Origin of the sequence: Pseudomonas sp. R1-6 (assembly GCF_051132115.1) — a bacterium.
Classification (GTDB): Bacteria; Pseudomonadota; Gammaproteobacteria; order Pseudomonadales; family Pseudomonadaceae; genus Aquipseudomonas.
Map to the genome: position 1 here is coordinate 4,482,905 of NZ_CP071662.1, position 24,890 is coordinate 4,507,794.

The following is a 24,890-nucleotide window of genomic DNA, read 5'->3' on the forward strand; positions in this document are numbered from 1 at the left end:
CTCCTCGCTTGTTGAAATTATCGAAAAACGGAAAAACGAGCGCGCCCAGAGGACGTCTCCCGTAACCACCTGGCCGACCAGGCTCGTTACACCTTCAGAGACGCCCTTGGGCGCGCACGATTAACAGCAACGGCTTACAGCTTTATCAATGCACGTCTTTCCAGTATTCACGCTTGAGCAGATAAGCGAATACGAAGAAGAACGCCAGGTACAGCAATACATACGTACCGATGCGCTGATGCTCCAGCTTCACCGGGTTGGCCGAGTAGGCCAGGAAGGTCACCAGGTTCTTGACCTTCTCATCAAACTGCTCAGGCGTCAGAGTGCCAGAGTTTGGCACGATGGTCAGCTGGTCGCAGGCCTCATGAGTCAAAGCCGTGCCGGTCAGCGGATCATATTGCTTCTTGCCGTCCTCGACGATCTGGACCTGCTTGCAGCCTACCACTTGGCGACCTTGCAAGCCGACCAGTACGTTCGGCATCCCGACGTTCGGGAAGACCTTGTTGTTCCAACCCAATGGGCGCGCAGGATCTTCGTAGAACGAGCGCAGGTAGCCGTAGAGCCAATCGGTACCCCGCACGCGGGCCACCAGGGTCAAGTCCGGCGGCGCGGCGCCAAACCATGACTTGGCGTCCGCAGGCTGCATGCCGATATTCATGTGATCGCCCAGCTTGGCGCCAGTGAACACAAGCTTTTCGAGCATCAGCTCGTGGGGGATGCCCAAGTCATCGGCCACGCGCTCGTAACGCTGGAATTTGGCGCTGTGGCAGCCCATGCAATAGTTGGCGAACGTACGAGCGCCGTCCTGCATGGCCGCCTTGTCGGAAACGTCGATGTCGACTTTTTCCAATTCCGGACCACCGTGTTCAGCCGCAAAGGACAGTGCTGGCATGGCAGCAAGAATCAGTACAGCAAATAGTTTTTTCATCAGCCAGTCACCCTTTCCGGAACCGGTTTGGTCTTCTCGAGCCTGGTGTAGAAAGGCATCAGAATGAAGTAGGCGAAGTACAGGAATGTGCAGACCTGCGACAACAGCGTCCGGCCCGGTGTCGGCGCCAGTACGCCCAGCACGCCCAGGATCACGAACGAAATGCAGAACACCCAGAGCCAGATCTTGCTCAGCCAGCCTTTGTAACGCATCGACTTGACGGGGCTGCGGTCCAGCCACGGCAGGACGAACAGCACGGCAATGGCGGCGCCCATGGCGATGACGCCCAGCAGCTTGTCAGGAACAGCCCGCAAAATTGCGTAGAACGGCGTGAAGTACCAGACCGGAGCAATGTGCTCGGGGGTCTTGAAGGCGTTGGCCTGTTCGAAGTTCGGCTTCTCGAGGAAGTAACCGCCCATTTCCGGGAAGAAGAACACGATGGAGCAGAAGATGAACAGGAAGACCACCACGCCGACGATGTCTTTCACGGTGTAGTACGGGTGGAAGGCGATGCCATCCAGCGGTACGCCGTTTTCGTCCTTGTGCTTCTTGATGTCCACGCCGTCCGGGTTGTTCGAGCCCACTTCGTGCAGCGCCAGGATGTGCAGCACTACCAGGCCGAGGATCACGATCGGCAGGGCAACCACATGCAAAGCGAAGAAGCGGTTCAAGGTGATGCCCGAGATCAGGTAGTCACCGCGGATCCACTGGGTCAGGTCATCGCCGATGACCGGGATCGCACCGAACAGCGAGATGATCACCTGGGCACCCCAGTAGGACATCTGGCCCCACGGCAGCAGGTAGCCCATGAAGGCTTCAGCCATCAGCGCCAGGTAGATCAGCATGCCGAAGACCCACACCAGTTCGCGCGGCTTCTGGTATGAACCGTAAAGCAGGCCACGGAACATATGCAGGTAAACGACGATAAAGAACGCCGAAGCGCCGGTGGAGTGCAGCAGGCGCAGGATCGAGCCGTACTCGACGTCGCGCATGATGTATTCAACGGAGGCGAACGCCTCTTCTGCCGAGGGGGTGTAGCTCATCGTCAGCCAGACGCCGGTGACGATCTGGTTGACCAGGACGAGCAACGCCAAGGAGCCAAAGAAGTAGAAGAAGTTGAAGTTCTTCGGAGCGTAATACTTGCTGAGATGGTCTTCCCACATTTTGGTCGCGGGAAAGCGCGCATCAAACCAGTCCATTAATTTGCTCATCACGCTTTCTCCGTATCGACGCCAACGACAATGATGTCGTCCGACTCATAGGAATGCGGGGGAACTGGCAGGTTCAGGGGTGCGGGCTGCGATTTGTAGACGCGACCGGCCAGGTCATAGTGGGAGCCGTGGCATGGGCAGAAATAACCACCGACCCAGTCTTTACCCAGGTCGGCAGGGGCCACTTCGGGACGGAACGTTGGCGAGCAACCCAGGTGCGTGCAGATCCCGATCAGCAGCAGGACTTCCGGCTTGATCGAGCGCGTTTCAGGGTTGACGTATTCCGGTTGGACCGAGTTCTTGGAGGAGGGGTCGGAGAGCTGGCCCTCGATCTTTTTCAGATTCCCCAGGATTTCCTCTGTACGGCGGACGATGAACACCGGCTGACCGCGCCATTCAGCAATCATCTGCTGGCCTGGCTCGATCTTGCTGACATTCACTTTCACCGGTGCACCTGCGGCTTTCGCCTTGGCGCTGGGAAACCATGACCCCACGAACGGGACCGCAGCCCCCACCGCTCCTGCAGCACCCACCACGGATGTGGCTGCTACCAGGAAGCGACGCCGGCCTGCATTCACGCCGTCATTGCTCATTCAGTCCTCTCCCATCAGCTTTGTGGCCTGTTAAATCAGGCGTCTACTAAGTAAAAATCTGAACTTATAAAAATTTTGCCGAATGGTAATGAAAACCCCCAATTCTGACAAGGTAATTACCAAGCGGCTAAACCGCCAAGCCTTGTAGTATAGGGGCTCTACGAATGTGGCAAGTTGTCACAGAGCATTTATTTCGCACATAAAAAAACGCCCAGCTCCGTGAGGAACTGGGCGCCTTTTGAACGCGGAAGCGAAATTAACGCTTCGAGTACTGCGGACGCTTACGCGCTTTACGCAGACCGACTTTCTTACGTTCAACTTCGCGAGCATCGCGAGTTACGAAGCCAGCTTTACGCAGGGCGCTGCGCAGAGTTTCGTCGTAATCCATCAGGGCGCGAGTGATGCCGTGGCGGATTGCGCCAGCCTGGCCACTTACACCACCACCGATAACGGTGACGTAGATGTCGAATTTTTCGACGGTCTCGGTCAGTTCCAGCGGCTGACGAACTACCATGCGGGCAGTTTCGCGGCCGAAGAAGTTATCCAGGGAGCGGTTGTTGATGGAGATGTTACCAGTGCCCGGACGCAGGAAAACGCGTGCGGTTGCAGTCTTGCGACGGCCAGTGCCGTAATTTTGAGTCGCCGACATAATGAACTATTCCGTTAAAACTTCAGTTCTTGGGGCTGCTGAGCAGTATGAGGGTGAGCAGCGCCCGCATAAACCTTCAGCTTACGATACATGTCGCGACCCAGCGGGTTCTTAGGCAGCATGCCTTTAACCGCGGTCTCGATCACGCGCTCAGGGGCTTTGGCGATCAGCTTTTCAAAGTTGATCGACTTGATGCCGCCAGGAAAACCGGAGTGGGAGTAGTACATTTTGTCAGTGGTTTTAGCGCCAGTAACACGTACTTGCTCGGCGTTGATTACGACAATGTAGTCGCCGGTGTCAACGTGAGGGGTGTACTCAGGCTTGTGCTTGCCACGCAGACGGCTCGCGATTTCGGTGGCCAGACGACCCAGGGTCTGACCAGCAGCGTCGACGACAAACCAGTCGCGCTTTACTGTTTCCGGTTTAGCAGTAAAAGTTTTCATTCTTTATAGCCTCAGGGGCCGCCCTGTAAATTAGACGGCGGATCTTACTGAATAGTGCGTACTTTGACAAGTCAAAGGCAGCCGGATACAGACGCTTTCGGGGGCTCGGGTCGGCGCGTCCGTTCAACGGCAAGATTCTTCGGCGGCGGCGCATCACTTCCACTGCAGAAAGAGGTGCGCAATTATGCAGATTGCGAAAAATATTTCAACCTGCTTTTATGATTGTTTTGCCCAAGGAGTCCCCGATGGACTATCGCAAGCTAGGCCGTACCGATCTGAATGTCAGCGCCCTGTGCCTCGGCACCATGACCTGGGGTGAGCAGAACAGCGAGGCCGAGGCATTCGCCCAAATCGAACGCGCCAAGGGTGCCGGCATCAATTTCATCGACACTGCCGAAATGTACCCCGTGCCGCCCAAGGCCGACACCTACGCGACTACCGAGCGCTACATCGGCAACTACTTCAAGAGCCGTGGCGACCGCGCCGACTGGATCCTGGCGAGCAAGATCGCCGGCCCAGGCAACACCATCGACTACATTCGCGACAAGAACCTCAAGCACAACCGCCGCCACATCGTCGAAGCACTGGACGCCAGCCTCAAGCGCCTGCAGACCGACTGGATCGACCTTTACCAACTCCACTGGCCGGAACGCAGCACCAATTTCTTTGGCCAACTGGGCTACACCCACAAGGCCGACGAAGACTTCACGCCCCTGGAGGAAACCCTCGAAGCCCTCGACGAGCAGGTCCGGGCCGGCAAGATCCGCCACATCGGCCTGTCCAACGAGACGCCGTGGGGCACCATGAAATTCCTCGCTTTGGCCGAGGCCCGTGGCTGGCCGCGCGCCGTGTCGATCCAGAACCCGTACAACCTGCTCAACCGCAGCTTTGAAATCGGCCTGGCCGAGGTTGCCATCCGCGAACAGTGCGGCCTGCTCGCTTATTCACCGCTGGCGTTCGGCTTCCTGTCGGGGAAATATGAAAACGGCGCGCGCCCCGCCAAAGGCCGCCTGACGCTGTACAGCCGCTTCATGCGTTACTTCAATCCGCAGTCGGAAGCCGCGTGCAGCCGCTATGTGGCCCTGGCCCGTGAGCACGGCCTGGACCCGGCGCAGATGGCGCTGGCGTTCGTCACCCAACAGCCATTCGTCACCAGCAACATCATCGGCGCCACCACGCTGGAGCAACTGGACAGCAACATCGCCAGCTTCGACTTGAAGCTGTCGGATGAAGTGCTGGCGGGGATCGAGGCGATTCACAAGGATCAGCCGAACCCGGCGCCTTGATTGACTCATAGGCCCCATCGCGAGCAGGCTCGCTCCCACACTGGCTTTATGTTCGACCGCTAGATCGCGAGCGACACAAACACCTGTGGGAGCGAGCCTGCTCGCGATAGCGGACTCAAGGCCACCCCCTTATCAAAGCGACCGCGCAATGATCTCCTTCATGATCTCATTGGTCCCGGCATAGATCCGCTGCACTCGCGCATCCGCCCATGCCCGGGCAACCGGGTATTCCCACATGAAACCGTAACCGCCATGCAGCTGTACGCATTCGTCCAGCACTTTGCATTGCAGATCGGTGCCCCAGTACTTGGCCATCGCCGCCGTCGGCACGTCGAGCTTGCCTTGCAGGTGAAGCTCCAGGCAACGGTCGACAAAGACCCGGCCAATCTGGATTTCGGTGGCCATTTCGGCGAGTTTGAAGCGGGTGTTCTGAAAGTCGGCAATGGACTTGCCGAATGCCTTGCGGTCGCGGGTGTAGTCCAGTGTCCATTGCAGCGCCGCTTCGGCCGAGGCGAGGCCACCAATGGCGACGGTCAGGCGCTCCTGCGGCAGTTCCTGCATCAGGTAGGCGAACCCCATACCCGCCTGCCCCAACAGGTTCTCCTTCGGCACCCGCACGTCCTGGAAGAATAATTCGGACGTGTCCTGGGCTTTCATTCCGACTTTTTCCAGGCGCTTGCCTTTCTCGAAGCCGGGCGTCCCCGCTTCCACCAGGAACAGGCTGGTGCCCTTGGCGCCAGCCTTCGGGTCGGTCTTGGCGACTACGATGACCAGGTCCGCAAGGAAGCCGTTGGTGATGAATGTCTTGGAGCCGTTGATGACGTATTCATCGCCGTCCAACACCGCGGTGGTCTTCACCCCTTGCAAGTCGGAGCCCGCGCCCGGCTCGGTCATGGCAATGGCGGTCACCATTTCGCCGGATACCAGTTTCGGCAGATATTTATGCTTCAACGCCTCGCTGCCGTAATGAAGGATGTACGGCGCAACGATATCGGAGTGCAACGAGAAACCGATCCCGGTCAGCCCCAGGCGACCGATTTCCTCGATCACCACCGCGCTGTAGAGAAAATCCGCTTCCAGCCCACCGTAGGCCTCCGGAAGGTGCGAGCACAACATCCCCGCCTCCCCTGCCTTGTTCCAGAGTTCACGATCGATATGCCCCTGTTTTTCCCACTGGCTGTGGTACGGCACGGCTTCTTTTTCTAGGAAAGTTCGTACGCTGTCGCGAAACAATTCGTGCTCGGGACTGAACAGGGTTCTGGGGATCATGGCGCACCTTTGGTTATTGTTGGATGGCTTATCCGACAGAGCCTAAGCCTGCCGCGCACAACGGGACACTGGACACTTGCGCCAAAAAATAAGACGATCCAGCCGTTTGATGACCACTATCCCCTATAAAAATAAAGATGAATTATGTCCATGCACGTCTCCACGCCCTTGCGGCGCGTCAGCATCCTGGCCATCGACCGGGTTTTCGCTTCCACCCTCATGCAAGCCAAGGATTTTTTCCACCTGGCCAGCCTGCGCTATGGCAAACAATTGGGCCACGGCCTGACGCCGGCGTTTGAAACCCGCCTGGTCAGTCCCGATGGCCAACCGGTGAACAGCTTCAGCGATGTGATCATGCCGGTGGACGGCGGCCTGGAAAACACCGACGTCATCATCCTGCCGGCCTTCTGGGATGATTTCGCAACCCTCAGCCAACGTTACCCACAAGTCCTGCCGTGGCTGCGCGGACAACACGCGCGCGGCGCGGTGCTCTGCGGCGAAGCCACCGGGGTCTTCTGGCTGGCCGAGGCTGGGCTTCTCGACGGTAAGGAGGCCACCACTTATTGGCGCTTTTTCAATGCCTTCAAGGAACGTTTCCCCCAGGTCCACTTGAACCAGGACAAGCATTTGACCGACGCGGACAATCTGTTCTGCGCAGGTGGCACCACGTCGGCATGTGATCTGTATATCTATTTGATTGAGCGCTTCTGCGGCGCCAACGTCGCCCAAGCCGTGGCGCGGGACATTCTCTATGAAGTGCAACGTAGCTATTCACCAGGACGGATCGGCTTCGGCGGGCAGAAGCTGCATCAGGATGTGATCATCCTGCAGATCCAGCAGTGGCTCGAAGAGCACTTCGCCGACAAGTTCCGCTTCGAGGACGTCGCCCGCGAGCACGGCATGAGCATCCGCAATTTCATGCGTCGCTTCCAGACCGCCACGGGCGACAAGCCCCTGCATTACCTGCAACGGTTGCGGATCGAAACCGCCAAGGGCCTGCTGTCCGGCAGTCGAAAGAGCATCAAGACCATCAGTTATGAAGTGGGTTACGACGACGCGAGCTTTTTTGCGCGACTGTTCCGGCAACACACCGACCTGTCGCCGAACCAGTATCGGCAGCAGTTTCAGCAGGCGGCGTAGCCCAAGTACCGGGCAAAAATCCATTGTGGGAGCGAGCTTGCTCGCGATGGCGGTGGATCAGCAGCATGGATGTTGACTCACACATCGCCATCGCGAGCAAGCTCGCTCCCACAGGGGTTAAGTGGGGAACCAGCAAATAAAAAGGCCTGCAATGGCAGGCCTTTTTTGATTTTCCGATCTCTTAAGGCTTATGCGCCCGCGACAGGAATTCGTGGGACTGCATCTCCAGCAAGCGACTCAGGGTCCGCTGGAACTCGAACGTCAGGCGCCCGCCCGTGTACAGGTCCTTGAGTTCGACTTCGGCCGAGATGATCAGCTTCACGTTGCGGTCGTAGAACTCGTCAACCATGTTGATGAAACGCCGAGCGATGTCATCAGTGGTGACGCTCATCTGCTCGACGCCGCTGAGCAACACAGCGTGGAAGATCTTGCCCAGCTCGATGTAATCGTTCTGGCTGCGAGGGCCGTCGCACAATTCGCGGAAGTCGAACCAGGCCACGTCGTCACAGGTGCGGATGGCGCGGATTTCGCGATTCTCGATGATCAGCACATCGTTCTCGACCGCCTGGGTGCATTCCGGCGTGAGGGCGCGGAAGCTCTTGCGCAGGCTCTCTTCGGCGGCGGCATCCAGCGGGAAATGGAACAGCTCCGCTTGCTCGAGGTGACGCAGGCGATAGTCCACGCCGCTGTCGACGTTGACAACTTCGGTGTGTTCTTTGATCAGCTTGATGGCCGGCAGGAAACGCGCCCGTTGCAGGCCGTCCTTGTAGAGGCCATCGGGCACGATGTTCGAGGTGGCGACCAGGGTCACGCCGTTCTTGAACAGCTCTTCCATCAGCGTGCCCAGGATCATGGCATCGGTGATGTCGGAGACGAAGAATTCATCGAAGCAGATCACCCGGGTTTCGGCGGCGAAGCGCTTGGCGATGATGGTCAGCGGGTTCTTTTCGCCGCCCAGGGTTTTCATTTCTTCGTGCACGCGCTTCATGAAGCGGTGGAAGTGCGTCCGCGTCTTTTCCTTGAACGGCAGCGCTTCGAAGAAGGTGTCCACCAGGTAAGTCTTGCCACGGCCGACGCCGCCCCAGAAATACAGGCCCTTGACCGGCGCCTGGTCTTTCTTGCCGAACAGTTTGCCCAACAAGCCCGGCTTGTTGTTCGACGCGGCGATCAGGTCGTCGTACAGGCGCTGCAAGTGCCGCACGGCCGTTTCCTGGGCTGCGTCGTGAAAGAATTCCGGGCGTTTCAGATCAGCTTGATATCGTTCTAGGGGCGTCATATTCGTTAGCAAGGCAACAAAAACGGGCCGTCACTGTAGCGATGGCCCAGAAGAATGGCAATCGGCCCTTATTCGGGCCGATGGTCGGGTGACGTCTTCGCTTAGTCCTGGGCAGGCGTCAGGGCCACGCGCAACGCGTCGATGGCCGCATCCCGAGCGGTGCTGTCGGCGAACGCCGGGCTCTGGGCCACGCATGCACCGTCGAGCCAGACACCGAAACCCAAGTCGTCACTGCGTACGTCCAAGGGTTGGCCGGACTGCAACTGCTTGGTCACCTGCCCCGCTGTCTTGCCGTCGGCAAAGTTGTTGGAGAGCAACAGTTGCTCGCCATCGGCGGAAAGCAGGCGGAAGCGGAAACTCCCGTCCTCGTCGCGGAAGCTGACGAAACGCGCTGCCTTGGCTGCTTTCTTTTTGGTCTGGGTCGCCACTTGGACCTGGCTGACGAAGGAGCGCAGGCCGACGGCCTCCCGCAGCTCGTTGAGGAACGGTGTCGCCACGGCCCGGGCCTTGCTCGCGCCCAGTTGCAGGATGTCTTCGAGGTCCGATGGGCGCTCGATGAACTGGTGATAACGCTCGCGCGCTTCGCCCAGCTCGCTGTCGAGCAACTGGAACAGACGATTCTTGGCTTCGCCCCAACCCAGGCCCTGCAGCAGCTCGCTACGGAACTCGGCGGACTGTTCGGCAGTGGCGAACGCTTGGAACAAGGTGAACAAATGCGAGTTGTCCGGATCCTTGGCTTCGCCTGGCGCGCGGGAGTCAGTGACGATCCGCGAGATCGCATCCTTCATGTCCTTGGCGCTGCTGAACAACGGGATGGTGTTGTCATAGCTCTTGGACATCTTGCGGCCATCGAGCCCCGGCAACGTGGCGACGCTTTCCTCGATCAGTGCCTCGGGCATGGTGAAGAACTCCTTGCCCTTGCCGAACAGGTGGTTGAAGCGCTGGCCGATGTCGCGGGCCATTTCCACGTGCTGGATCTGGTCGCGACCGACCGGCACCTTGTGAGCGTTGAACATCAGGATGTCAGCCGCCATCAACACCGGGTAGCTGTACAGCCCCATGGTGATGCCGGCGTCCGGGTCTTCGCCGGCCTCGACGTTCTTGTCCACCGACGCCTTATAGGCGTGGGCACGGTTAAGCAGGCCCTTGGCGGCGACGCAGGTCAGCAGCCAGGTCAGCTCCGGAATTTCGGGAATGTCAGACTGGCGATAAAACGTCACGCGGTCCACATCCAGGCCACCGGCCAGCCAGGTGGCGGCGATTTCCAGGCGCGAGCGCTGGATGCGCATCGGGTCATCGCACTTGATCAGGGCGTGATAGTCAGCCAGGAAGTAGAACGAATCGGCATTGCTGTCGCGGCTGGCGAGGATCGCCGGACGGATGGCGCCGGCATAGTTGCCCAGATGCGGGGTGCCAGTAGTGGTGATGCCAGTCAGGATACGGGTACGCGTCGTCATGGATTATCGCTTGTCAGACTGCTGTCAATTCGAGAGGCGCGGCAAGAGCAGATCCTTGAGATCGGTCAGCTTGCCATGGAAAAAGTGTCCGCATTCTGCCACTTTCAGCAGCTCATGGGGGCGTTCGAGCGCCTCGGACCAGGTGTAAACCAGTTGCGGATCCACCACTTCGTCGGTTTCCGGCTGGATCACGGTCAACTCTCCCCCCTTCGGCAAAGGCGATTGCTCGTTCAGGCGCATCACCGCCGGGGCAACCATGAACAGGTGCTTGAGGGATTGACCCTGGGCTTCCAGGCGCCCGCCGAGGGTCGCGGCAACGAAGCCGCCGAAAGAGAAACCGAACAGGGTCAGCGGCAGGCCGGGGTGTTTTTCCAGCAGCCAGGCGGCTGCGGCCTGGGCGTCATCCACTTCGCCGGTACCCATGTCATGACTGCCGGCACTGGCGCCGACGCCACGATAATTGAAACGCAACGTAACCAGGCCGGCATCCCGAGCGGTGCGTTGCAGGGTCGACACCACTTTGTTGAGCATGGTCCCGCCCTGTACCGGGTTCGGGTGGCAGATCAGCGCCAGGCCGCGGGGAGCCTCGCTGTCCAGGTACAAGGCTTCCAGTTGGCCCACCGGGCCATCGATGACTACAGGGGTTTCGCGCATAAGCAAGGAAAGAACTCCGTGACCCCGAATAGGGTCGACTCGTCTAGCTAAAAGTCTGTGCCTGGCATGATTGCGATGTTCTTCGCGGTATACAGCGCAGGTCCGAGCCGTTAACGTAAAGCAAAGCCGTTTATAGAGGAAGGACTCGTGGAACACTCGCTCTTAGTTTGGCTGTTGCCGACTCTTGCCCTGGTTGCCGGTGTCGCCATTGGTTTCCTGATTGCCCGCCTGCTGCCCAACGCGGTGCCCAACAGCACCCAACGTCAGCTGGACGACATCCAGGAACGTTTCGACAGTTATCAGAATGAAGTGGTCACTCACTTCAACAGCACCGCCTCCCTGGTGAAAAAACTCACCCAGAGCTACCAGGAAGTCCAGGATCATCTGTCCGAGGGCGCCAACCGCCTGGCCCTTGACGAACAGACCCGCCAGCGCCTGCTCGCCGCCCTGCAAGCCGATGCGACGCAGAGCCCACGGGAACGCCTGACCCCACCGAAAGGGATCCAGGAACCGCCACGGGACTACGCCCCAAAGGCCCCGAATTCGCCCGGGATGCTCGATGAGCATTACGGTTTGAAGAAGTAAGCCCAAGCGACACCAAAAAGCCCGCCCGATCACAGATCGGGCGGGCTTTTTTTGGGTTCTATCTCCTCACTGCCATTTGATTCCCCTGTGGCGAGGGAGCTTGCTCCCGCTGGGTCGCGAAGCGGCCCCAAACCAGGCAACTCGGTGTGCCAGGAAAATCGAGTTCGCTGCTATAGGGCCGCTTCGCAGCCCAGCGGGAGCAAGCTCCCTCGCCACGGGGCTTGGTGCCCTGAGGCATCTCAGTTAAGGCAACACTTCTTCCGCCACCTGATCGATAGCCGCTTTGGTGATGTCGACGATCAGGTCCGCATCCTCGCGAGTCAGGATCAATGGCGGGGCGAAACCCAGGATGTCGCCGTGGGGCATGGCGCGGGCGATCATGCCGCGCTCCAGGCAGGCCGCCGATACCTTGGGGCCTACCTTGAGGGCCGGGTCGAACGCCGTGCGCTGTTCGCGGTCGGCCATGAACTCCACCGCGGCCAGCATGCCGTCGCCGCGAACCTCCCCCACCAGCGGATGACCTTCCAGCGTTTCACGCAACCGACGGTTCAAGTAGCCGCCAACATTCTCGGCGTTGGCCGTGAGGTTTTCCCGTTCGAGGATGTCGAGGTTGGCCAACGCCGCCGCCGCGCAGATCGGATGCCCGGAGTACGTCCAGCCATGGCCCATGGCGCCTTCGGCCTGGGAGGCTTTTTCAATCACGCTCCAGACCTTATCGCCGATGATCACCGCCGACAACGGTGCATAAGCACTGGTCAGCCCCTTGGCCGTAGTGATCAGGTCCGGCTTCATGCCGTAGCGCTGGCTGCCCATCTTCGAACCCAGGCGACCGAACGCGCAAACCACCTCGTCGGCAATCAACAGCACGTCGTATTTTTTCAGTACGGCCTGGATCGCCTCCCAGTAACCGGCGGGCGGGACAATGATGCCGCCAGTGCCCATCAGCGGTTCGCCGATGAGTGCCGCCACGGTGTCGGGGCCTTCGGCGAGGATCATTTTTTCCAGTTCATCGGCGCAATAACGCACGAACGTCGCTTCGTCCATCCCCGCCGGGGCCTTGCGATACCAATGCGGGCAAACGGTGTGCTTGATGCCCTCCGCCGGCAGGTCGAAATGTTGGTGAAAGGCGGGCAACCCGGTCAGGCTGCCGGTCATGATGCCCGAGCCATGGTAGCCACGGTCGCGGGAAATGATTTTCTTCTTTTGGGGCCGGCCCAGCACGTTGTTGTAATAACGCACCAGTTTGATCTGGGTTTCATTGGCATCGGAGCCGGACAAGCCGTAATAAACCTTCTTCATCCCCTCCGGCGCCCAGTCCATGATGCGGCTGGACAGCTCGATGATCGCCTCGCTCGAATGGCCGACATAGGTGTGGTAATAGGCCAGTTCCTTGGCCTGCTTGTAGATGGCATCGGCCACTTCGGTACGCCCGTAGCCGATATTCACGCAGTAGAGGCCGGCAAAGGCATCGATGAACTCGCGGCCTTCATGATCGCGAATGCGGATGCCCGACGCGCTCTTGATGATCCGCCCCTTGAGCGCGCCGCTGGCATGGTCATGGGCGTGGGTTGACGGGTGCATGAAATGCGCACGGTCTTGTTCGAACAGCGTGTTGAGTTCTTGGCTCATGCGGACTCTCCTGGGAACTGGCCTTGATGGTGCAGGCAAAAGTATTTGGTTTCGACAAAGGGCTCGAAGCCCTCGCTGCCACCCTCGCGACCGAGGCCCGAGGCTTTCATGCCACCGAAGGGGATCGGGTGGCCGGTGAACTTGACGCCGTTGACCGCAACCATGGCGTGGTCGAGACGGCGGATCAGTGGGTAAATGACATCCAGGCGGTTGGAGCAAATATAGGCGGCCAGTCCGTACTCGGTGTCGTTGGCCATTTCGATGGCTTCGTCCAAGGTGTCGAACGGCAGCACCCCGGCGATCGGCGCGAAGTTTTCTTCACGGTAGATGCGCATCTGCGGCGTGACATCGGCCAGCACGGTGGGTTGGTAGAACAACCCGCCCAAGGCATGGGCCTCGCCACCCACCAGGCGTTGAGCCCCCAACGCCAGGGCGTCGGCCACACGATCGGAGGTCGCATCGAACGCGGCCTGATGCATCAAAGGACCGACGTCCACCTCCTGTTCCTGCTGATCGACCATGGCCGGCCCGACCCGCAAGGCGCGCACCGCTGCGGCGAAGCGAGTGAGAAATGCCTGGTAGACCGGGCGCTGCACCATGATCCGGTTGGCCGCGCAACAATCCTGGCCCGACGTCTGGAATTTCGCCTCGACGGCAACTTTCACCGCCAGCGTCAGGTCGGCATCGGCGCAGACAATGAACGGCGCGTTGCCGCCCAGCTCCAACGCGACTTTCTTCACATCATGGGCCGCCGCTTGCAGCACCAGTTTGCCGACCCGGGTCGAGCCGGTAAAACTCACCGAGCGTACGCGGCGGTCCTTGACCAAGGTCTCCATGACCATTTGCGGCTCGCCCAACACCACGTTGAAAACTCCGGCGGGAAAGCCGGCCTCTTCGGCCAGTTGGGCCAGGGCCAGGGCTGAATACGGGGTTTCGTGGGCCGGTTTGATCACCACCGTGCAACCGGCAGCCAGCGCGGCGGCGGCCTTGCGGGTGATCATTGCCGAGGGGAAGTTCCACGGCGTGAGCAGCGCGCAGACGCCCACCGGTTCCTTGATCGTGCCCAGGTGCGCGTTGGGGATATGGCTGGGGATGTTCTGGCCGTAGAGGCGTCGGGCTTCTTCGGCGAACCAAGGGATAAAGCTGGCGGCATAGGCGATTTCGCCGCGGGACTCGGCCAACGGCTTGCCCTGCTCCAGGCTCAGGATGCGCGCCAGATCCTCGCGGTGCTCGGTGATCAACTGCGCCCACCGCCGCAGCAACGCGCCACGGCTATCCAGGCCCTGTTCGCGCCACGCTGGGAATGCGCGATGCGCCGCGTCCACCGCCGCGACGATCTGCGGCGGGTCGAGCATCGGCACATGGCCGACGACCGTGCGGTTGGCCGGGTTGTGGACGGCGACGCTGTGGCCGCTGTCGCTGTGGACCCAATGGCCGTCGACGTAGCAAAGCGCTTTGAACAACAGCGGATGTTGGTAAGGCATGGCGTTCACTCCAGAGCGTGTGCGTGAACCCATGCTAGGGCAGCGACGCTTGGGTTTTCGGGTGTTTGAGCAGCGTCAGACCTTGGTTTCTTTCTGGAAAGAACAGGGCGTAAAGTGGTTTCTGCGGTGCTCAGGAGGGCGATGCCAGCTCCGCAGGCAACGCACCGGCGGTCTTGATGGTCTTGGTGACGATGTAGGTGAAGTAGCGTTCGATGCCAAGGTCTTCGAGCAGCAATTGGTCGACGAAACGTTGATAGGCATCGACGTCGGGCGCCTGGATCATTGCCAGGTAATCCACCCCGCCGCCGGTGGCATAACAGAACGCCACTTCGGGCGCGGCGACCATGCGCTGTTCGAAACGACGCATGTCCTGGGCGGTGTGCCGGGCCAGGGTGATCTCCACCAACACTTGTTGACGCTTGAACACCGCGCCCCAGTCGATCTGCGCCCGATAGCCAACGATCAGGCCCGCCGCTTCCAACTTGCGCACCCGCTCCCAGGCCGGCGTCACCGACAGGTTGATGGCTTCGGCCAGGCTCGACTTGGTGATCCGTCCGTCGTCGGCGAGGATTTGCAGGATCTTCAAGTCGTAGCGATCGAGCTTGTGCATTGGACAGGGCTCTCCAGACAATTCAAATTTCACACCGTCCCTGTGGCGAGGGAGCTTGCTCCCGCTGGGCCGCGCAGCGGCCCCAATAGCAGCTTCGTAATCGCTCAGATCAAAAAGCGACGACTGCTTCGCAGCCGAGCGGGAGCAAGCTCCCTCGCCGCAGTGTGTGTGTCAGTTGAGGTGCATCACGCCAATACATCCGCAATCACCACCAACGTATCGCCACACTGCACCAGCCCGGGAAAATGCCGGGCCGCGAGCAGGCCGCTGCGGGCGGCGCGGTATTCGACCGGGGCGACGCCGCTGCGGGTGGTGTCATGGATGCGCGCCACCACCTCGCCTCTGCTCACGTTTTCACCGAGGTCGCGGCACATCTCCAGCAAACCGTTGTGCTCGCTGGCGATGAAACAACTGGCGTCCGGCATGTCGAGCACCAACGACGGCTGTAACTCGATAGAGCCCCGCAGGATGCCGGCGTGGATCAGCACGTTGCGCACCCCACGCTCGGCAATCGCCACGCTGCGGGCGGTGGACGAACCGCCGCCGCCCAGCTCGGTGGTGACGAACACCTTGCCCTGAGACTCGGCGGCGGTGTCGTACATCGACCCTGCGTCCAGCTCCAGCATGCGCATGCAATACGGCGCGTTGAAGGCCAGCATCCCGGCCTCGCAGCGGGCCTGTTGCTGTTTGTCCGGCAAAACGTGGCAGGCGGCGAATGGCAGGAAATCCAGGGTCCGGCCACCGGAATGAATGTCCAGGACAATGTCGGCCAGGGGCAGCAAGGTGCGGTTGAAGTAGTCGGCGATTTTTTCCGTGACGGTGCCGTCTGGCCTCCCGGGAAAGCTGCGGTTGAGGTTGCCCTTGTCGATGGGCGAAGTCCGGCGCCCGGCATGGAACGCCGGGGTGTTCATGAACGGCACGATGATCACGCGTCCGCTGATTTCATCGGCGGTCAATTGCTGGGCCAGTTTGCTCAGGGCCACCGGGCCTTCGTATTCATCGCCGTGGTTGCCACCACTGAGCAGCGCGGTCGGGCCGCTGCCGCGCTGGATCACGGTGATGGGAATCATCACCGCGCCCCAGGCCGAATCGTCCCGGGAATACGGCAGCTTGAGGAAGCCGTGTTGCACGCCTTTGCGGGTGAAATCCACCGTGGCGCTAATGGGGTTGATCGGCAATTCAGTCATGGGTCAATCCTTCACGAACAATTGACGAGGCACATTGCACAGCGTCTCGACGCCAGTCTCGGTGATCAGGATGCTCTCGGTGATCTCCAGGCCCCAATCATCCATCCACAGCCCGGGCATGAAGTGAAACGTCATGCCCGGTTGCAACACGCTGTTGTCGCCGGGACGCAGGCTCATGGTGCGCTCGCCCCAATCCGGCGGATAACTGATGCCGATGGGGTAGCCGCAACGGCTGTCCTTGTGGATGCCAAACTTCTCCAGCACCTTGAAAAACGCCACGGCGATGTCGCCCGTGGTGTTGCCCGGCTTGGCTGCGTCCAGGCCGGCGGCGATGCCCTCGACCACGGCTTTTTCACCGTCGAGGAAATGTTGCGGCGGCTTGCCCAGGTAAATGGTGCGCGACAGCGGGCAGTGGTAACGCTTGTAGCAACCGGCGATTTCAAAGAAGGTGCCGGCGCCCTTTTCGAACGGCGAATCGTCCCAGGTCAGGTGCGGCGCGCTGGCGTCGGCGCCGGTGGGCAGCAGCGGCACGATGGCCGGGTAGTCGCCGCCATGGCCGTCGGCACCGAGGATGCCGCTGCTGTAGATCTCGGCCACCAGTTCGTTCTTGCGCATGCCCGGCTCGATCCGTTCCAGGATCCGCCCATGCATGTTCTCGACGATGCGCGCGGCGATGCGCATGTAGGCGATTTCCTGGGGCGACTTGACGGCGCGCTGCCAGTTCACCAACCCCGCCGCATCCACCAGCGTCGCGTCGGGCAGATGTTTTTGCAGGGACAGGTAGGCGGCGGCGCTGAAGTAGTAGTTGTCCATCTCCACGCCGATGTTCAGGGCGCCCCAGCCACGGGCGATGATCACCTCGCGGGACAGATAGTCCATGGGGTGGCGCTCGCGGGACTGCACGTAGATGTCCGGGTAGCCGACGATGTTGTCGGCCTGCATGAACACCGTGCGCCTGGCACCGTTGGCATCCTGGCCGCGACCGAACCACACGGGCTCGCCGTCCAGCGCCAGCAGCACGCACTGATGCACATAGAACGACCAACCGTCATAGCCGGTGAGCCAGGCCATGTTCGACGGATCGGTGACCAGCAACAGCTCCAGACCTTGGGCCTGCATGGCCGCGCGAACCTTTGCCAGGCGCTGGGCGTATTCCTCCCGCTGGAACGGAAGATTGACGACTATCTCTGACATCCACCTGCCCTCTGTTGAATGACTCATGAACAAAATGATCTAGCGACCGAACGCAAAGCCCTTGCCCGCCACCCGCGCCCGCTCGAACGCCAGGTTGGCGATGGCGGTGTCCTGGGCGCCGGTGCCGGTGAGATCGCACAGCGTCACTTGCGCGGCATCGGAGCGCCCCAGCCGTTGCCCCGCCAGCACTTGTCCCAGCTCCGTCAACGCCAGCTCATCGCGAACGGTGCCGGCGGCCAAGGCGTGGTGCAGCTCGCCGAGCACGCGGGTCTGGCTCAGGCGATCGGCGACATAGCAATCGACGGCCGCCAACGCTTGCGGGGAGATTTCGTTTTTGTGTTCGGCGTCCGAGCCCATCGCTGTGATGTGCAGGCCGGGATGCAAATGACGGGCTTCGATCAACGGCTCGCGACTGGGGGTGCAGGTGATGGCGATGTCCACGCCTTCCAGGGCGGCGTCAATGGCGTCGCACGGCGTGACGGCAAGCCCGGTGTCACGCGCCAGCGCAAGGCCGAACGCCTGGGCTTTTTGTGCATCACGCGCCCAGATCCGCACCTCGTCGATGGGCCTCACCAGCCGCAACGCCTGAAGCTGCAACGCCGCCTGTTCACCCGCACCGATCAGCGCCACGCTGCGGCTGTCCTCGCGGGACAGACAACGCGCCGCCACCGCCCCAGCCGCCGCCGTACGGACGGCGGTGAGGTAACCGTTGTCCAACAGCAGCGCTTCCAGCAGGCCGGTGCGCGCCGAAAGCAGCATCATCATGCCGTTCAGGCTGGGCAGGCCGAGCTTGGGGTTGTCGAAAAAGCCCGGGCTGACCTTGATGGCGAAGCGTTCAAGGCCTGGCAGGTAAGCGGTCTTCACATCCACCTCGCCGTTGTGCTCGGGAATGTCCAGCCGCAGGATCGGCGGCATCGCCACGGCGGCGGTAGCCAGCAGCACAAAAGCCTGCTCGACGGCGTCGACACTGGCCAGGTCGAGGGCCACGCAGCTGCGCAGGTCGGCTTCGCTCAATAGGGTGACTTTACTCATGGCAGGCTCCGTTAAAGGGGATCAGGCGTTGGCGCCAGCGATGACGCGGGCATGTTGTTCGGTGTCGACGTTGCGCCCGCTGACCACCAGGACAATGGGTCCACGCGGCTCGACCAGGCCGTCGAGCAGCGCCGCGATGCCCACCACCGCGGCGCCTTCGAGCACCAGGCGTTCATGGTGATAGGCGTGGCGGATGGCATGGGCGATGGACGCTTCCGAGAGCAGGTGCAGGTCATCGATCAACTGCCGGGTCATGGCGAAGGTGTAGCGGTTGTCCAGCCCGATACCGCCGCCGAGGGAATCGGCCAGGGTCGGCAGTTCTTCGACATCCACGGGCTGCCCAGCGGCAAGGCTGGCGTGCATCGCCGCGCCTCGGGCCATGCTGATGCCGTGGACCTGGATCGCTGGATTGGCGCTTTTGAGGGCCAGGGCAACGCCGGCGAACAGACCGCCGCCGGACAACGGAACGAGGACCTGGGCCACGTCCGGTTGCTGTTCCAGGATTTCCAGGCCGAGGGTGCCTTGGCCGGCGATGATCGCCGGGTGATCGAAGGGCGGCAGGAAGGTCGCGCCCTGCTCGTTCGCGATGCGCTCGGCTTCGCGCTGGGCATCGTCCTGGGACTGGCCGACGATGCAGACCTCGGCGCCGAGGTCTCGAATCGCTTGCACCTTGTTGGATGGCACCAGGTGAGACAGGCAGACAATCGCCCGCACGCCTTGTTGCGACGCGGCGTGCGCCAGCGCCCGGCCGTGATTGCCAGTCGACGCCGTGACCACGCCGCGCGCCTTCTGCTCGACGCTGAGCTGCGCCACCGCATTGCTCGCGCCACGCAGCTTGAAGCTGCCGGTGATCTGCAGGGATTCCAGCTTGAGGTATACGGGCACGCCCATTAGTCGCGACAGGCTAGGGGAATGCTCCATGGGCGTGCGCCTGACCTGCGACTCGATGCGCTGGCGAGCGAGGTAGATGTCCTGAAGCTGCAACCCTGTCATGACCGCGTCCCGAGCAGATGTGTTGGGCGCAGTCTAAGAGGGCAGGATTGTGGTGATGAATGTACTAGGGCAATTTAGTTTGCATTCACTATCGACCAAAAGAGATGACCACAATCCTCAAAGAACACCTCGCTCCCTGTGGCGAGGGAGCTTGCTCCCGCTGGTCTGCGCAGCAGACCCAACTCCTTTCAACCAGACGCACCTGCAGGCGTTTAACTGTTTTTACGACTGCTTCGCAGCCGAGCGGGAGCAAGCTCCCTCGCCACAAAGGCACCTGCAACTTTGGGGTAAGCCCACCGCTTGCCCATCAAAAATCATGAATCTGCGGATATTGATTGAAGATCTCCCGCATGCCGATCAACGCATGGCGCATTTCTTCATCGCTGCATTCGGCGCCGACGCACACCCGCACCGCGCGCGGCCTGGGGGTGCCGCGTACGGTGAACGGATCGGGGGACGTGACGGCGATGTGCTTGTGGCGCAACGCCCGCACCAGGCTGTCCACTTCCCAGTGCGGCGGGATGCCGATCCAGGCATTCAAGGCATGAGGATGCTGGGCCAATACATGCTCACCCATGTATTCGGTGACCATCGCCTGGCGTCCGGCCAACAGGCGCCGTTGAAGATGCAGCAGCGAATCGGCGCGGCCGTCGCGGATCCAGCGGGCGGCGATTTCCGAGACCATCGGCGTGGCCATCCAACTGTTGACGCGCAGAATGCTTTCGGTGCGCAGCGCCAGGCGCTTGGGCACCACCAGATAACCGATCCGCAACCCCGTGAGCACGGACTTGGTCATGCTCGTGCAATAGAACGACAGCTCCGGCAGGTAGTGGCTGATGGGCGGCGCGCGGCGTTCGTCCAGCAGCGGACCGTACACATCGTCTTCGATGATATGCACGCCAAACCGTCGGGCGATCTCGGCGATTTCCCGGCGGCGGGCGTCGGGCATCAGGCTGGTGGTGGGGTTGTTCAAGTTTGGCGTGCACACCAGGGCGGTGATGCGCTCGTTGCTGCACATGTCCTCGAAGTGTTCGGGATCGATGCCATGGCGGTCAGTGTCCAGACCCTTGAGGGTAAAGCCCAGCACCTGGGAGTTGCCGATCACGCCGTGGTCGGTCAGCCCTTCGCAGAGCACCACATCGTCGGGCCCGGCGAGGGATGCCAGGGCGAGAAAAATGCCATGGGCGGCGCCATTGGTGATCAGCACATCGTTGCGATCGACCTTCAGGCCTTGGCGCCCGATCCATTGCACCGCCGCTTCGCGATGGGATTCAAAACCGGCTATCGGACGAAACGCATGGATCCAGGGCTGGTCTTCTTCGGTGCTCAGCTCGGCGCAGGTGTCGCGCCAGAACTGGTCGTGCTCGCGGGTGTGGAGAATGCGCGTGATGGAAAAATCCACCAGCGCCCGCTCGGGGCTGTCGAGTATGTAAGTGGCGACCCGGTCGCTCATGCGCCGCGAGACGAAACTGCCGCGCCCTACTTCGCAACGTACCAGCCCTTGGCGCTCCAATTCTTTGTAGGCATTGGTGACGGTCTGCACGCTGATGCCCATGGCGTCGGCTACCTGCCGTTGCGGCGGCAGGCGCTGGTCGTTGGCCAAGGCGCCCTGTTCGATGTCATCGGCGATCGCCTGCACCAGGATCTTGTATTTGGATTCACCGCTGCGGGCGAGGTCCAGGGCTGACTTCCATTTATCCATAACGGCTGCGACCGGCGTGAGAACGGGTGCGCACAGCATTGCGCGGCCATCGCGCCAAAGCAATTGTCCTAGTGCAATACAATCCGCGCCGGGGCTTTTGTATGCTCGGTCCAAGGTCATCGTCCAGGCGGGTTCATTACCCCGACAAAAAGCCGGATCGACCTGTACCGGCGCCGCTACCGATTCCAGGCCTCGCCCGGATCCGCCGCCGTACGCTTTGCTCTTGTCACACTGCCTCCTAACACAGAACCGTCCGCTGGCGGATCCACAAGAAACAGGAGATTTTATCGATGAGCAATTTTCTTCCCGGCACCTACGCACCCTTGCGTCGGATCTTGTTGACCTGTGCCGCGTTGGGCCTGGCCAGCAGCGTCCAGGCGGCCACCCTGGACACCATCAAAAGCGACAGCAGCATCCGCATCGGCTACGCCAACGAAACCCCGTTTGCCTTCACCGAAACCGACGGCACCGTCACGGGTGAGTCGCCGGAGATCGCCAAGATCATTTTCGCCAGGATGGGCATCAAGCAGGTCAATGGCGTGCTCACCGAATGGGGCTCGCTGATCCCTGGGCTGCGCGCGGGTCGCTTCGATGTGATTGCCGCCGGCATGTACATCACCCCGGCACGCTGCAAGCAAGTGTTGTTCACCGATCCGCAATACCAGCTGCCCGATGCCTTGCTGGTGGCCAAGGGCAACCCGAAAAAACTTCACAGTTATGAAGACATCGCCAAGCAACCGGATGTGAAGCTGGCAATCATGGCCGGCACGGTGAACCTGGCGTACGCTCGTGATTCCGGGGTCAAGGATGAACAGATTCTCCAGGTGCCCGACACCACCGCGCAATTGCAAGCCGTACGCGCCGGTCGCGCCGACGCCGCTGTCGGCACCCAACTGACCATGAAAGGCCTGGCCGCCAAGGGCGGTGACAAGGTCGAGGCGATGACTGAATTCAAGGACGACCCGTCCCACATCGGCTATGGCGCCCTGGCCTTCCGTCCCGAAGACAAGGACCTGCGCGACGCGGTCAACGCCGAGCTGAAAAAATGGCTCGGGTCGGAAGAACACCTCAAGGCCGTCGCGCCGTTCGGTTTCGACAAATCCAACGTCACCAGCAAGACCGCGGCCGAGCTCTGCGCTCAGCCCTAATGGCACGCCGAAACGGGCATGACGCGCGGTGCGTGATGCCTGTTCCCTGCTTCATCGGACATCGGGTTGAACCATGGGCGAATTACTTCCGTTATTGATTCAAGGGGCCTGGGTCACACTCCAGGTGACTTTCTTCGGCTCGCTGCTGGCGATTGTCGCGGCGGTACTCGCAGCCCTCGGACGGCTGTCGCCGTGGCGCGCGTTGCGCTGGTTTTCCATCACCTACATCGAAGTGTTCCGAGGCACGTCGCTGCTGGTGCAATTGTTCTGGCTGTTCTTCGTGCTGCCGCTGCCGCCGTTCAACATCGAGCTGAGCCCCTACGCCGTGGCGATTGTCGGCCTGGGCCTGCACATTGGCGCGTACGGGGCCGAGGTGATGCGCGGCGCCATCAGCTCAGTCGCCAAGGGCCAATACGAGGCCTGCACGGCGCTGAACTTCAGCGGTTTCACGCGCTTCAAGCGAATCATCCTGCCCCAGGCGTTGCTGGCGGCCATTCCACCCGGCACCAATTTGTTGATCGAGTTGCTGAAGAACACGTCGCTGGTATCGCTGATCACCTTGTCGGACCTGAGTTTCCGGGCGCGCCAGTTGGATCAGGCAACGTTCCAGACCCTGGAGATCTTCAGCCTGGCGCTGGTGATGTATTTCATCCTCGCCCAGGCCATCAACTTCGGCATGCGCAACATCGAGCGGCGGCTGAGCCGGGGCCGGATGCGTGGAGGTCTGTCATGACACTGTTCGACTGGTCTTACGCCGCGCAAATCCTCCCGGACCTGCTGCGCGCCTCCCTCAACACCGTGGGCATCACCTTGATCGGCTTTGTGATTGCAATCGTGCTGGGGCTGTTCCTTGCGATTGGCCGGCGCAGCCGCCGATTCTGGCTGTCGTGGCCGGCCACGGCGGTGATCGAATTCATCCGCAGCACGCCGTTGCTGATCCAGGTGTACTTCCTCTACTACGTGCTGCCCAACTACGGCCTGAGCCTGACGGCCATGCAGGTTGGCATCGTGGGCATCGGCCTGCACTACGCCTGCTACATTGCCGAGGTCTATCGCAGCGGCCTCGACGCGGTGCCTCGGGCGCAGTGGGAAGCGGTGACAGCATTGAACATCGCGCCATACGACGCGTACCGCAACATCATCCTGCCCCAGGCATTGCGCCCCATCGTGCCGCCGCTGGGCAACTACCTGGTGGCAATGCTCAAGGACACGCCGGTGCTATCGGCGATCACCGTGGTGGAAATCATGCAGCAGGCCAAGAATATCGGCTCCGAGCACTTCCGCTACCTGGAACCGATCACCCTGGTCGGCCTGTTCTTCCTCGCCCTGAGCCTCGCCTTGGCTTATCTGGTACGGCGCCTTGAAACGCGCATGGAGCTACGCTAATGACTTTACCTCTGTCCACGCCCACCGATCTGTCCCGGCGCAGCACGCTGGCATCGCAGCAGGAGGCCCCGGCCATGAACGTCCCGACACCGTCCCGGCCAATTGTGAGTTTCCAGGACGTGACCAAAAGCTACGGCAGCTTCACAGTGCTCGACCATTTGAACCTGGATGTCGCGCCCGGTGAAAAAGTCGCGATCATCGGCCCCAGTGGTTCCGGCAAATCGACGCTGTTGCGGGTGTTGATGACCCTGGAGGGTATCGACCAGGGCCAGATCCGCATCGAGGATGATTCGCTGACCCACATGCCCAACCGCAACGGCGTGCTGGTGCCCGCGAACGACCGACACATCCGCCGGGTGCGCGGCAAGATCGGCATGGTATTCCAGAGCTTCAACCTGTTTCCCCACATGACCGCGCTGCAGAACGTCATCGAGGCGCCCGTGCAAGTGCTGGGCATGAACCCGAAAGAAGCCCGCGAGCGTGCCGCCGACCTGCTGGAGCTGGTGGGCCTGGGCAACAAGCTAGACCATTACCCGTCGCAGCTGTCTGGCGGCCAGCAACAGCGGGTAGCGATCGCCCGGGCGCTGGCGATGCGGCCCAAGGTGATGCTGTTTGACGAAGTGACCTCTGCGCTGGATCCGGAGCTGTGCGGCGAAGTCTTGAACGTTATCCGCAAACTCGGCGCCGAACACAACCTGACGATGCTGATGGTGACTCACCAGATGGGCTTTGCCCGGGAGTTCGCAGACCGGGTGTGCTTCTTCTACAAGGGCCAGATTCACGAACAGGGCACCCCGGCGCAGATTTTCGAAAACCCGCAGCAGGAACGTACGTGTGCGTTCTTGAGTGCGGTGAAAGAGGCGAATTGACCCCTAATTACTCAAGCGAACACCTCCGTGGCGAGGGAGCTTGCTCCCGCTGGACTGCGCAGCAGGCCCAAATCAGCGAACACGGTGTGTCAGGAGAATCAAGGCGAATGATCTCAGGACTGCTTCGCAGCCCAGCGGGAGCAAGCTCCCTCGCCACAAAAGCCC

The 24,890-nt window shown here is 61.2% G+C and carries 24 protein-coding genes; 7 read left to right on the plus strand and 17 right to left on the minus strand.

The genetic code is table 11. The annotated features are described in order from the left end of the window. Positions 1 to 145: 145 nt before the first annotated feature. The 5 genes from J3P81_RS20230 to rplM form a co-directional block, all read right to left on the minus strand. Positions 146 to 928: a cytochrome c1 gene (locus tag J3P81_RS20230; RefSeq protein ID WP_420765433.1), complete on the minus strand. Its 783-nt coding sequence runs from the start codon at positions 926 to 928 to the stop codon at positions 146 to 148. After that, on the minus strand, positions 928 to 2,139 hold the full coding sequence (locus J3P81_RS20235) for a cytochrome b (RefSeq protein ID WP_305496655.1): 1,212 nt from the start codon (positions 2,137 to 2,139) through the stop codon (positions 928 to 930). Before J3P81_RS20235 ends, J3P81_RS20230 begins: the two co-directional genes overlap by 1 nt. Then, positions 2,139 to 2,732: a ubiquinol-cytochrome c reductase iron-sulfur subunit gene (gene petA, locus J3P81_RS20240; RefSeq protein ID WP_305496657.1), complete on the minus strand. Its 594-nt coding sequence runs from the start codon at positions 2,730 to 2,732 to the stop codon at positions 2,139 to 2,141. Before petA ends, J3P81_RS20235 begins: the two co-directional genes overlap by 1 nt. A 256-nt stretch (positions 2,733 to 2,988) precedes the next feature. Beyond that, on the minus strand, positions 2,989 to 3,381 hold the full coding sequence (gene rpsI / locus J3P81_RS20245; RefSeq protein ID WP_003228056.1) for a 30S ribosomal protein S9: 393 nt from the start codon (positions 3,379 to 3,381) through the stop codon (positions 2,989 to 2,991). A 14-nt stretch (positions 3,382 to 3,395) separates the two neighbouring features. Further along, a complete protein-coding gene (rplM, locus tag J3P81_RS20250; protein ID WP_003205365.1) occupies positions 3,396 to 3,824 on the minus strand; it encodes a 50S ribosomal protein L13 in 429 nt (142 codons plus the stop codon). Positions 3,825 to 4,069: 245 nt separating this feature from the next. Here rplM and J3P81_RS20255 point away from each other — a divergent pair, with 245 nt between their 5' ends. Continuing rightward, positions 4,070 to 5,110, plus strand: a complete 1,041-nt coding sequence (locus J3P81_RS20255; RefSeq protein ID WP_420765434.1) for an NADP(H)-dependent aldo-keto reductase — start codon at positions 4,070 to 4,072, stop codon at positions 5,108 to 5,110. Between the two features lie 132 nt (positions 5,111 to 5,242). On the opposite strand, the gene J3P81_RS20260 is transcribed toward J3P81_RS20255, so the two are convergent. After that, positions 5,243 to 6,379 carry an acyl-CoA dehydrogenase family protein gene (locus tag J3P81_RS20260; RefSeq protein ID WP_434560533.1) on the minus strand — a complete coding sequence of 379 codons (1,137 nt, stop codon included), beginning with the start codon at positions 6,377 to 6,379 and terminating at the stop codon, positions 5,243 to 5,245. Between the two features lie 243 nt (positions 6,380 to 6,622). Here J3P81_RS20260 and J3P81_RS20265 point away from each other — a divergent pair, with 243 nt between their 5' ends. Next, a complete protein-coding gene (locus J3P81_RS20265) occupies positions 6,623 to 7,519 on the plus strand; it encodes a GlxA family transcriptional regulator (RefSeq protein WP_434564147.1) in 897 nt (298 codons plus the stop codon). Positions 7,520 to 7,700: 181 nt separating this feature from the next. On the opposite strand, the gene zapE is transcribed toward J3P81_RS20265, so the two are convergent. The 3 genes from zapE to J3P81_RS20280 form a co-directional block, all read right to left on the minus strand. Continuing rightward, positions 7,701 to 8,795 carry a cell division protein ZapE gene (zapE, locus tag J3P81_RS20270; RefSeq protein ID WP_420765436.1) on the minus strand — a complete coding sequence of 365 codons (1,095 nt, stop codon included), beginning with the start codon at positions 8,793 to 8,795 and terminating at the stop codon, positions 7,701 to 7,703. Between the two features lie 101 nt (positions 8,796 to 8,896). Then, positions 8,897 to 10,252, minus strand: coding sequence for a tryptophan--tRNA ligase (locus J3P81_RS20275; RefSeq protein ID WP_434560535.1), 1,356 nt, complete (start codon positions 10,250 to 10,252; stop codon positions 8,897 to 8,899). A gap of 24 nt (positions 10,253 to 10,276) precedes the next feature. Beyond that, a complete protein-coding gene (locus tag J3P81_RS20280) occupies positions 10,277 to 10,906 on the minus strand; it encodes an alpha/beta hydrolase (protein ID WP_434564148.1) in 630 nt (209 codons plus the stop codon). A 147-nt stretch (positions 10,907 to 11,053) separates the two neighbouring features. Here J3P81_RS20280 and J3P81_RS20285 point away from each other — a divergent pair, with 147 nt between their 5' ends. Next, positions 11,054 to 11,491 carry a YhcB family protein gene (locus J3P81_RS20285; protein ID WP_420765439.1) on the plus strand — a complete coding sequence of 146 codons (438 nt, stop codon included), beginning with the start codon at positions 11,054 to 11,056 and terminating at the stop codon, positions 11,489 to 11,491. A gap of 243 nt (positions 11,492 to 11,734) precedes the next feature. On the opposite strand, the gene J3P81_RS20290 is transcribed toward J3P81_RS20285, so the two are convergent. The 8 genes from J3P81_RS20290 to J3P81_RS20325 form a co-directional block, all read right to left on the minus strand. Beyond that, a complete protein-coding gene (locus J3P81_RS20290) occupies positions 11,735 to 13,120 on the minus strand; it encodes an aspartate aminotransferase family protein (protein WP_434560537.1) in 1,386 nt (461 codons plus the stop codon). Then, a complete protein-coding gene (locus tag J3P81_RS20295) occupies positions 13,117 to 14,604 on the minus strand; it encodes an NAD-dependent succinate-semialdehyde dehydrogenase (protein WP_420765441.1) in 1,488 nt (495 codons plus the stop codon). The genes J3P81_RS20290 and J3P81_RS20295 overlap by 4 nt, the downstream gene beginning before the upstream one ends. Positions 14,605 to 14,734: 130 nt before the next feature. After that, a complete protein-coding gene (locus J3P81_RS20300; protein ID WP_434560539.1) occupies positions 14,735 to 15,214 on the minus strand; it encodes an Lrp/AsnC family transcriptional regulator in 480 nt (159 codons plus the stop codon). A 185-nt stretch (positions 15,215 to 15,399) separates the two neighbouring features. Next, on the minus strand, positions 15,400 to 16,401 hold the full coding sequence (gene doeB / locus J3P81_RS20305; protein ID WP_434560541.1) for a N(2)-acetyl-L-2,4-diaminobutanoate deacetylase DoeB: 1,002 nt from the start codon (positions 16,399 to 16,401) through the stop codon (positions 15,400 to 15,402). Between the two features lie 3 nt (positions 16,402 to 16,404). Continuing rightward, a complete protein-coding gene (gene doeA, locus J3P81_RS20310; RefSeq protein WP_434560543.1) occupies positions 16,405 to 17,595 on the minus strand; it encodes an ectoine hydrolase DoeA in 1,191 nt (396 codons plus the stop codon). A gap of 39 nt (positions 17,596 to 17,634) precedes the next feature. Beyond that, on the minus strand, positions 17,635 to 18,627 hold the full coding sequence (gene eutC / locus J3P81_RS20315; RefSeq protein ID WP_434560545.1) for an ectoine utilization protein EutC: 993 nt from the start codon (positions 18,625 to 18,627) through the stop codon (positions 17,635 to 17,637). A 21-nt stretch (positions 18,628 to 18,648) separates the two neighbouring features. Continuing rightward, positions 18,649 to 19,620, minus strand: coding sequence for a hydroxyectoine utilization dehydratase EutB (eutB, locus tag J3P81_RS20320; RefSeq protein ID WP_434560547.1), 972 nt, complete (start codon positions 19,618 to 19,620; stop codon positions 18,649 to 18,651). 307 nt (positions 19,621 to 19,927) lie between these two features. Next, entirely contained in the window at positions 19,928 to 21,322 is a 1,395-nt protein-coding gene (locus tag J3P81_RS20325) for a PLP-dependent aminotransferase family protein (RefSeq protein WP_420765447.1), read from the minus strand. 290 nt (positions 21,323 to 21,612) lie between these two features. On the opposite strand from J3P81_RS20325, the gene ehuB reads away from it, so the two are divergent. The 4 genes from ehuB (at position 21,613) to ehuA (ending at position 24,725) form a co-directional block, all read left to right on the plus strand. Next, complete coding sequence (ehuB, locus tag J3P81_RS20330) at positions 21,613 to 22,470, plus strand: ectoine/hydroxyectoine ABC transporter substrate-binding protein EhuB (protein ID WP_434560549.1); 858 nt, start codon at positions 21,613 to 21,615, stop codon at positions 22,468 to 22,470. Positions 22,471 to 22,543: 73 nt separating this feature from the next. Beyond that, complete coding sequence (gene ehuC / locus J3P81_RS20335; protein ID WP_045156852.1) at positions 22,544 to 23,203, plus strand: ectoine/hydroxyectoine ABC transporter permease subunit EhuC; 660 nt, start codon at positions 22,544 to 22,546, stop codon at positions 23,201 to 23,203. Beyond that, complete coding sequence (gene ehuD, locus J3P81_RS20340; protein ID WP_420765449.1) at positions 23,200 to 23,856, plus strand: ectoine/hydroxyectoine ABC transporter permease subunit EhuD; 657 nt, start codon at positions 23,200 to 23,202, stop codon at positions 23,854 to 23,856. The genes ehuC and ehuD overlap by 4 nt, the downstream gene beginning before the upstream one ends. After that, positions 23,856 to 24,725 (plus strand): ectoine/hydroxyectoine ABC transporter ATP-binding protein EhuA, encoded by an 870-nt coding sequence (ehuA, locus tag J3P81_RS20345; protein WP_420765450.1) that lies wholly within the window; start codon positions 23,856 to 23,858, stop codon positions 24,723 to 24,725. Before ehuD ends, ehuA begins: the two co-directional genes overlap by 1 nt. Positions 24,726 to 24,890 lie beyond the last annotated feature (165 nt).

Excerpts from the sequence above, each read along its gene's own strand:
- J3P81_RS20230 (WP_420765433.1), bottom strand. The coding sequence starts at position 928 with ATGAAAAAACTATTTGCTGTACTGATTCTTGCTGCCATGCCAGCACTG.
- J3P81_RS20235 (WP_305496655.1), bottom strand. The coding sequence starts at position 2,139 with ATGAGCAAATTAATGGACTGGTTTGATGCGCGCTTTCCCGCGACCAAA.
- petA (WP_305496657.1), bottom strand. The coding sequence starts at position 2,732 with ATGAGCAATGACGGCGTGAATGCAGGCCGGCGTCGCTTCCTGGTAGCA.
- rpsI (WP_003228056.1), bottom strand. The coding sequence starts at position 3,381 with ATGTCGGCGACTCAAAATTACGGCACTGGCCGTCGCAAGACTGCAACC.
- rplM (WP_003205365.1), bottom strand. The coding sequence starts at position 3,824 with ATGAAAACTTTTACTGCTAAACCGGAAACAGTAAAGCGCGACTGGTTT.
- J3P81_RS20255 (WP_420765434.1), top strand. The coding sequence starts at position 4,070 with ATGGACTATCGCAAGCTAGGCCGTACCGATCTGAATGTCAGCGCCCTG.
- J3P81_RS20260 (WP_434560533.1), bottom strand. The coding sequence starts at position 6,379 with ATGATCCCCAGAACCCTGTTCAGTCCCGAGCACGAATTGTTTCGCGAC.
- zapE (WP_420765436.1), bottom strand. The coding sequence starts at position 8,795 with ATGACGCCCCTAGAACGATATCAAGCTGATCTGAAACGCCCGGAATTC.
- J3P81_RS20275 (WP_434560535.1), bottom strand. The coding sequence starts at position 10,252 with ATGACGACGCGTACCCGTATCCTGACTGGCATCACCACTACTGGCACC.
- J3P81_RS20280 (WP_434564148.1), bottom strand. The coding sequence starts at position 10,906 with ATGCGCGAAACCCCTGTAGTCATCGATGGCCCGGTGGGCCAACTGGAA.
- J3P81_RS20290 (WP_434560537.1), bottom strand. The coding sequence starts at position 13,120 with ATGAGCCAAGAACTCAACACGCTGTTCGAACAAGACCGTGCGCATTTC.
- J3P81_RS20295 (WP_420765441.1), bottom strand. The coding sequence starts at position 14,604 with ATGCCTTACCAACATCCGCTGTTGTTCAAAGCGCTTTGCTACGTCGAC.
- J3P81_RS20300 (WP_434560539.1), bottom strand. The coding sequence starts at position 15,214 with ATGCACAAGCTCGATCGCTACGACTTGAAGATCCTGCAAATCCTCGCC.
- doeB (WP_434560541.1), bottom strand. The coding sequence starts at position 16,401 with ATGACTGAATTGCCGATCAACCCCATTAGCGCCACGGTGGATTTCACC.
- doeA (WP_434560543.1), bottom strand. The coding sequence starts at position 17,595 with ATGTCAGAGATAGTCGTCAATCTTCCGTTCCAGCGGGAGGAATACGCC.
- eutC (WP_434560545.1), bottom strand. The coding sequence starts at position 18,627 with ATGAGTAAAGTCACCCTATTGAGCGAAGCCGACCTGCGCAGCTGCGTG.
- eutB (WP_434560547.1), bottom strand. The coding sequence starts at position 19,620 with ATGACAGGGTTGCAGCTTCAGGACATCTACCTCGCTCGCCAGCGCATC.
- J3P81_RS20325 (WP_420765447.1), bottom strand. The coding sequence starts at position 21,322 with ATGGATAAATGGAAGTCAGCCCTGGACCTCGCCCGCAGCGGTGAATCC.
- ehuB (WP_434560549.1), top strand. The coding sequence starts at position 21,613 with ATGAGCAATTTTCTTCCCGGCACCTACGCACCCTTGCGTCGGATCTTG.
- ehuC (WP_045156852.1), top strand. The coding sequence starts at position 22,544 with ATGGGCGAATTACTTCCGTTATTGATTCAAGGGGCCTGGGTCACACTC.
- ehuD (WP_420765449.1), top strand. The coding sequence starts at position 23,200 with ATGACACTGTTCGACTGGTCTTACGCCGCGCAAATCCTCCCGGACCTG.
- ehuA (WP_420765450.1), top strand. The coding sequence starts at position 23,856 with ATGACTTTACCTCTGTCCACGCCCACCGATCTGTCCCGGCGCAGCACG.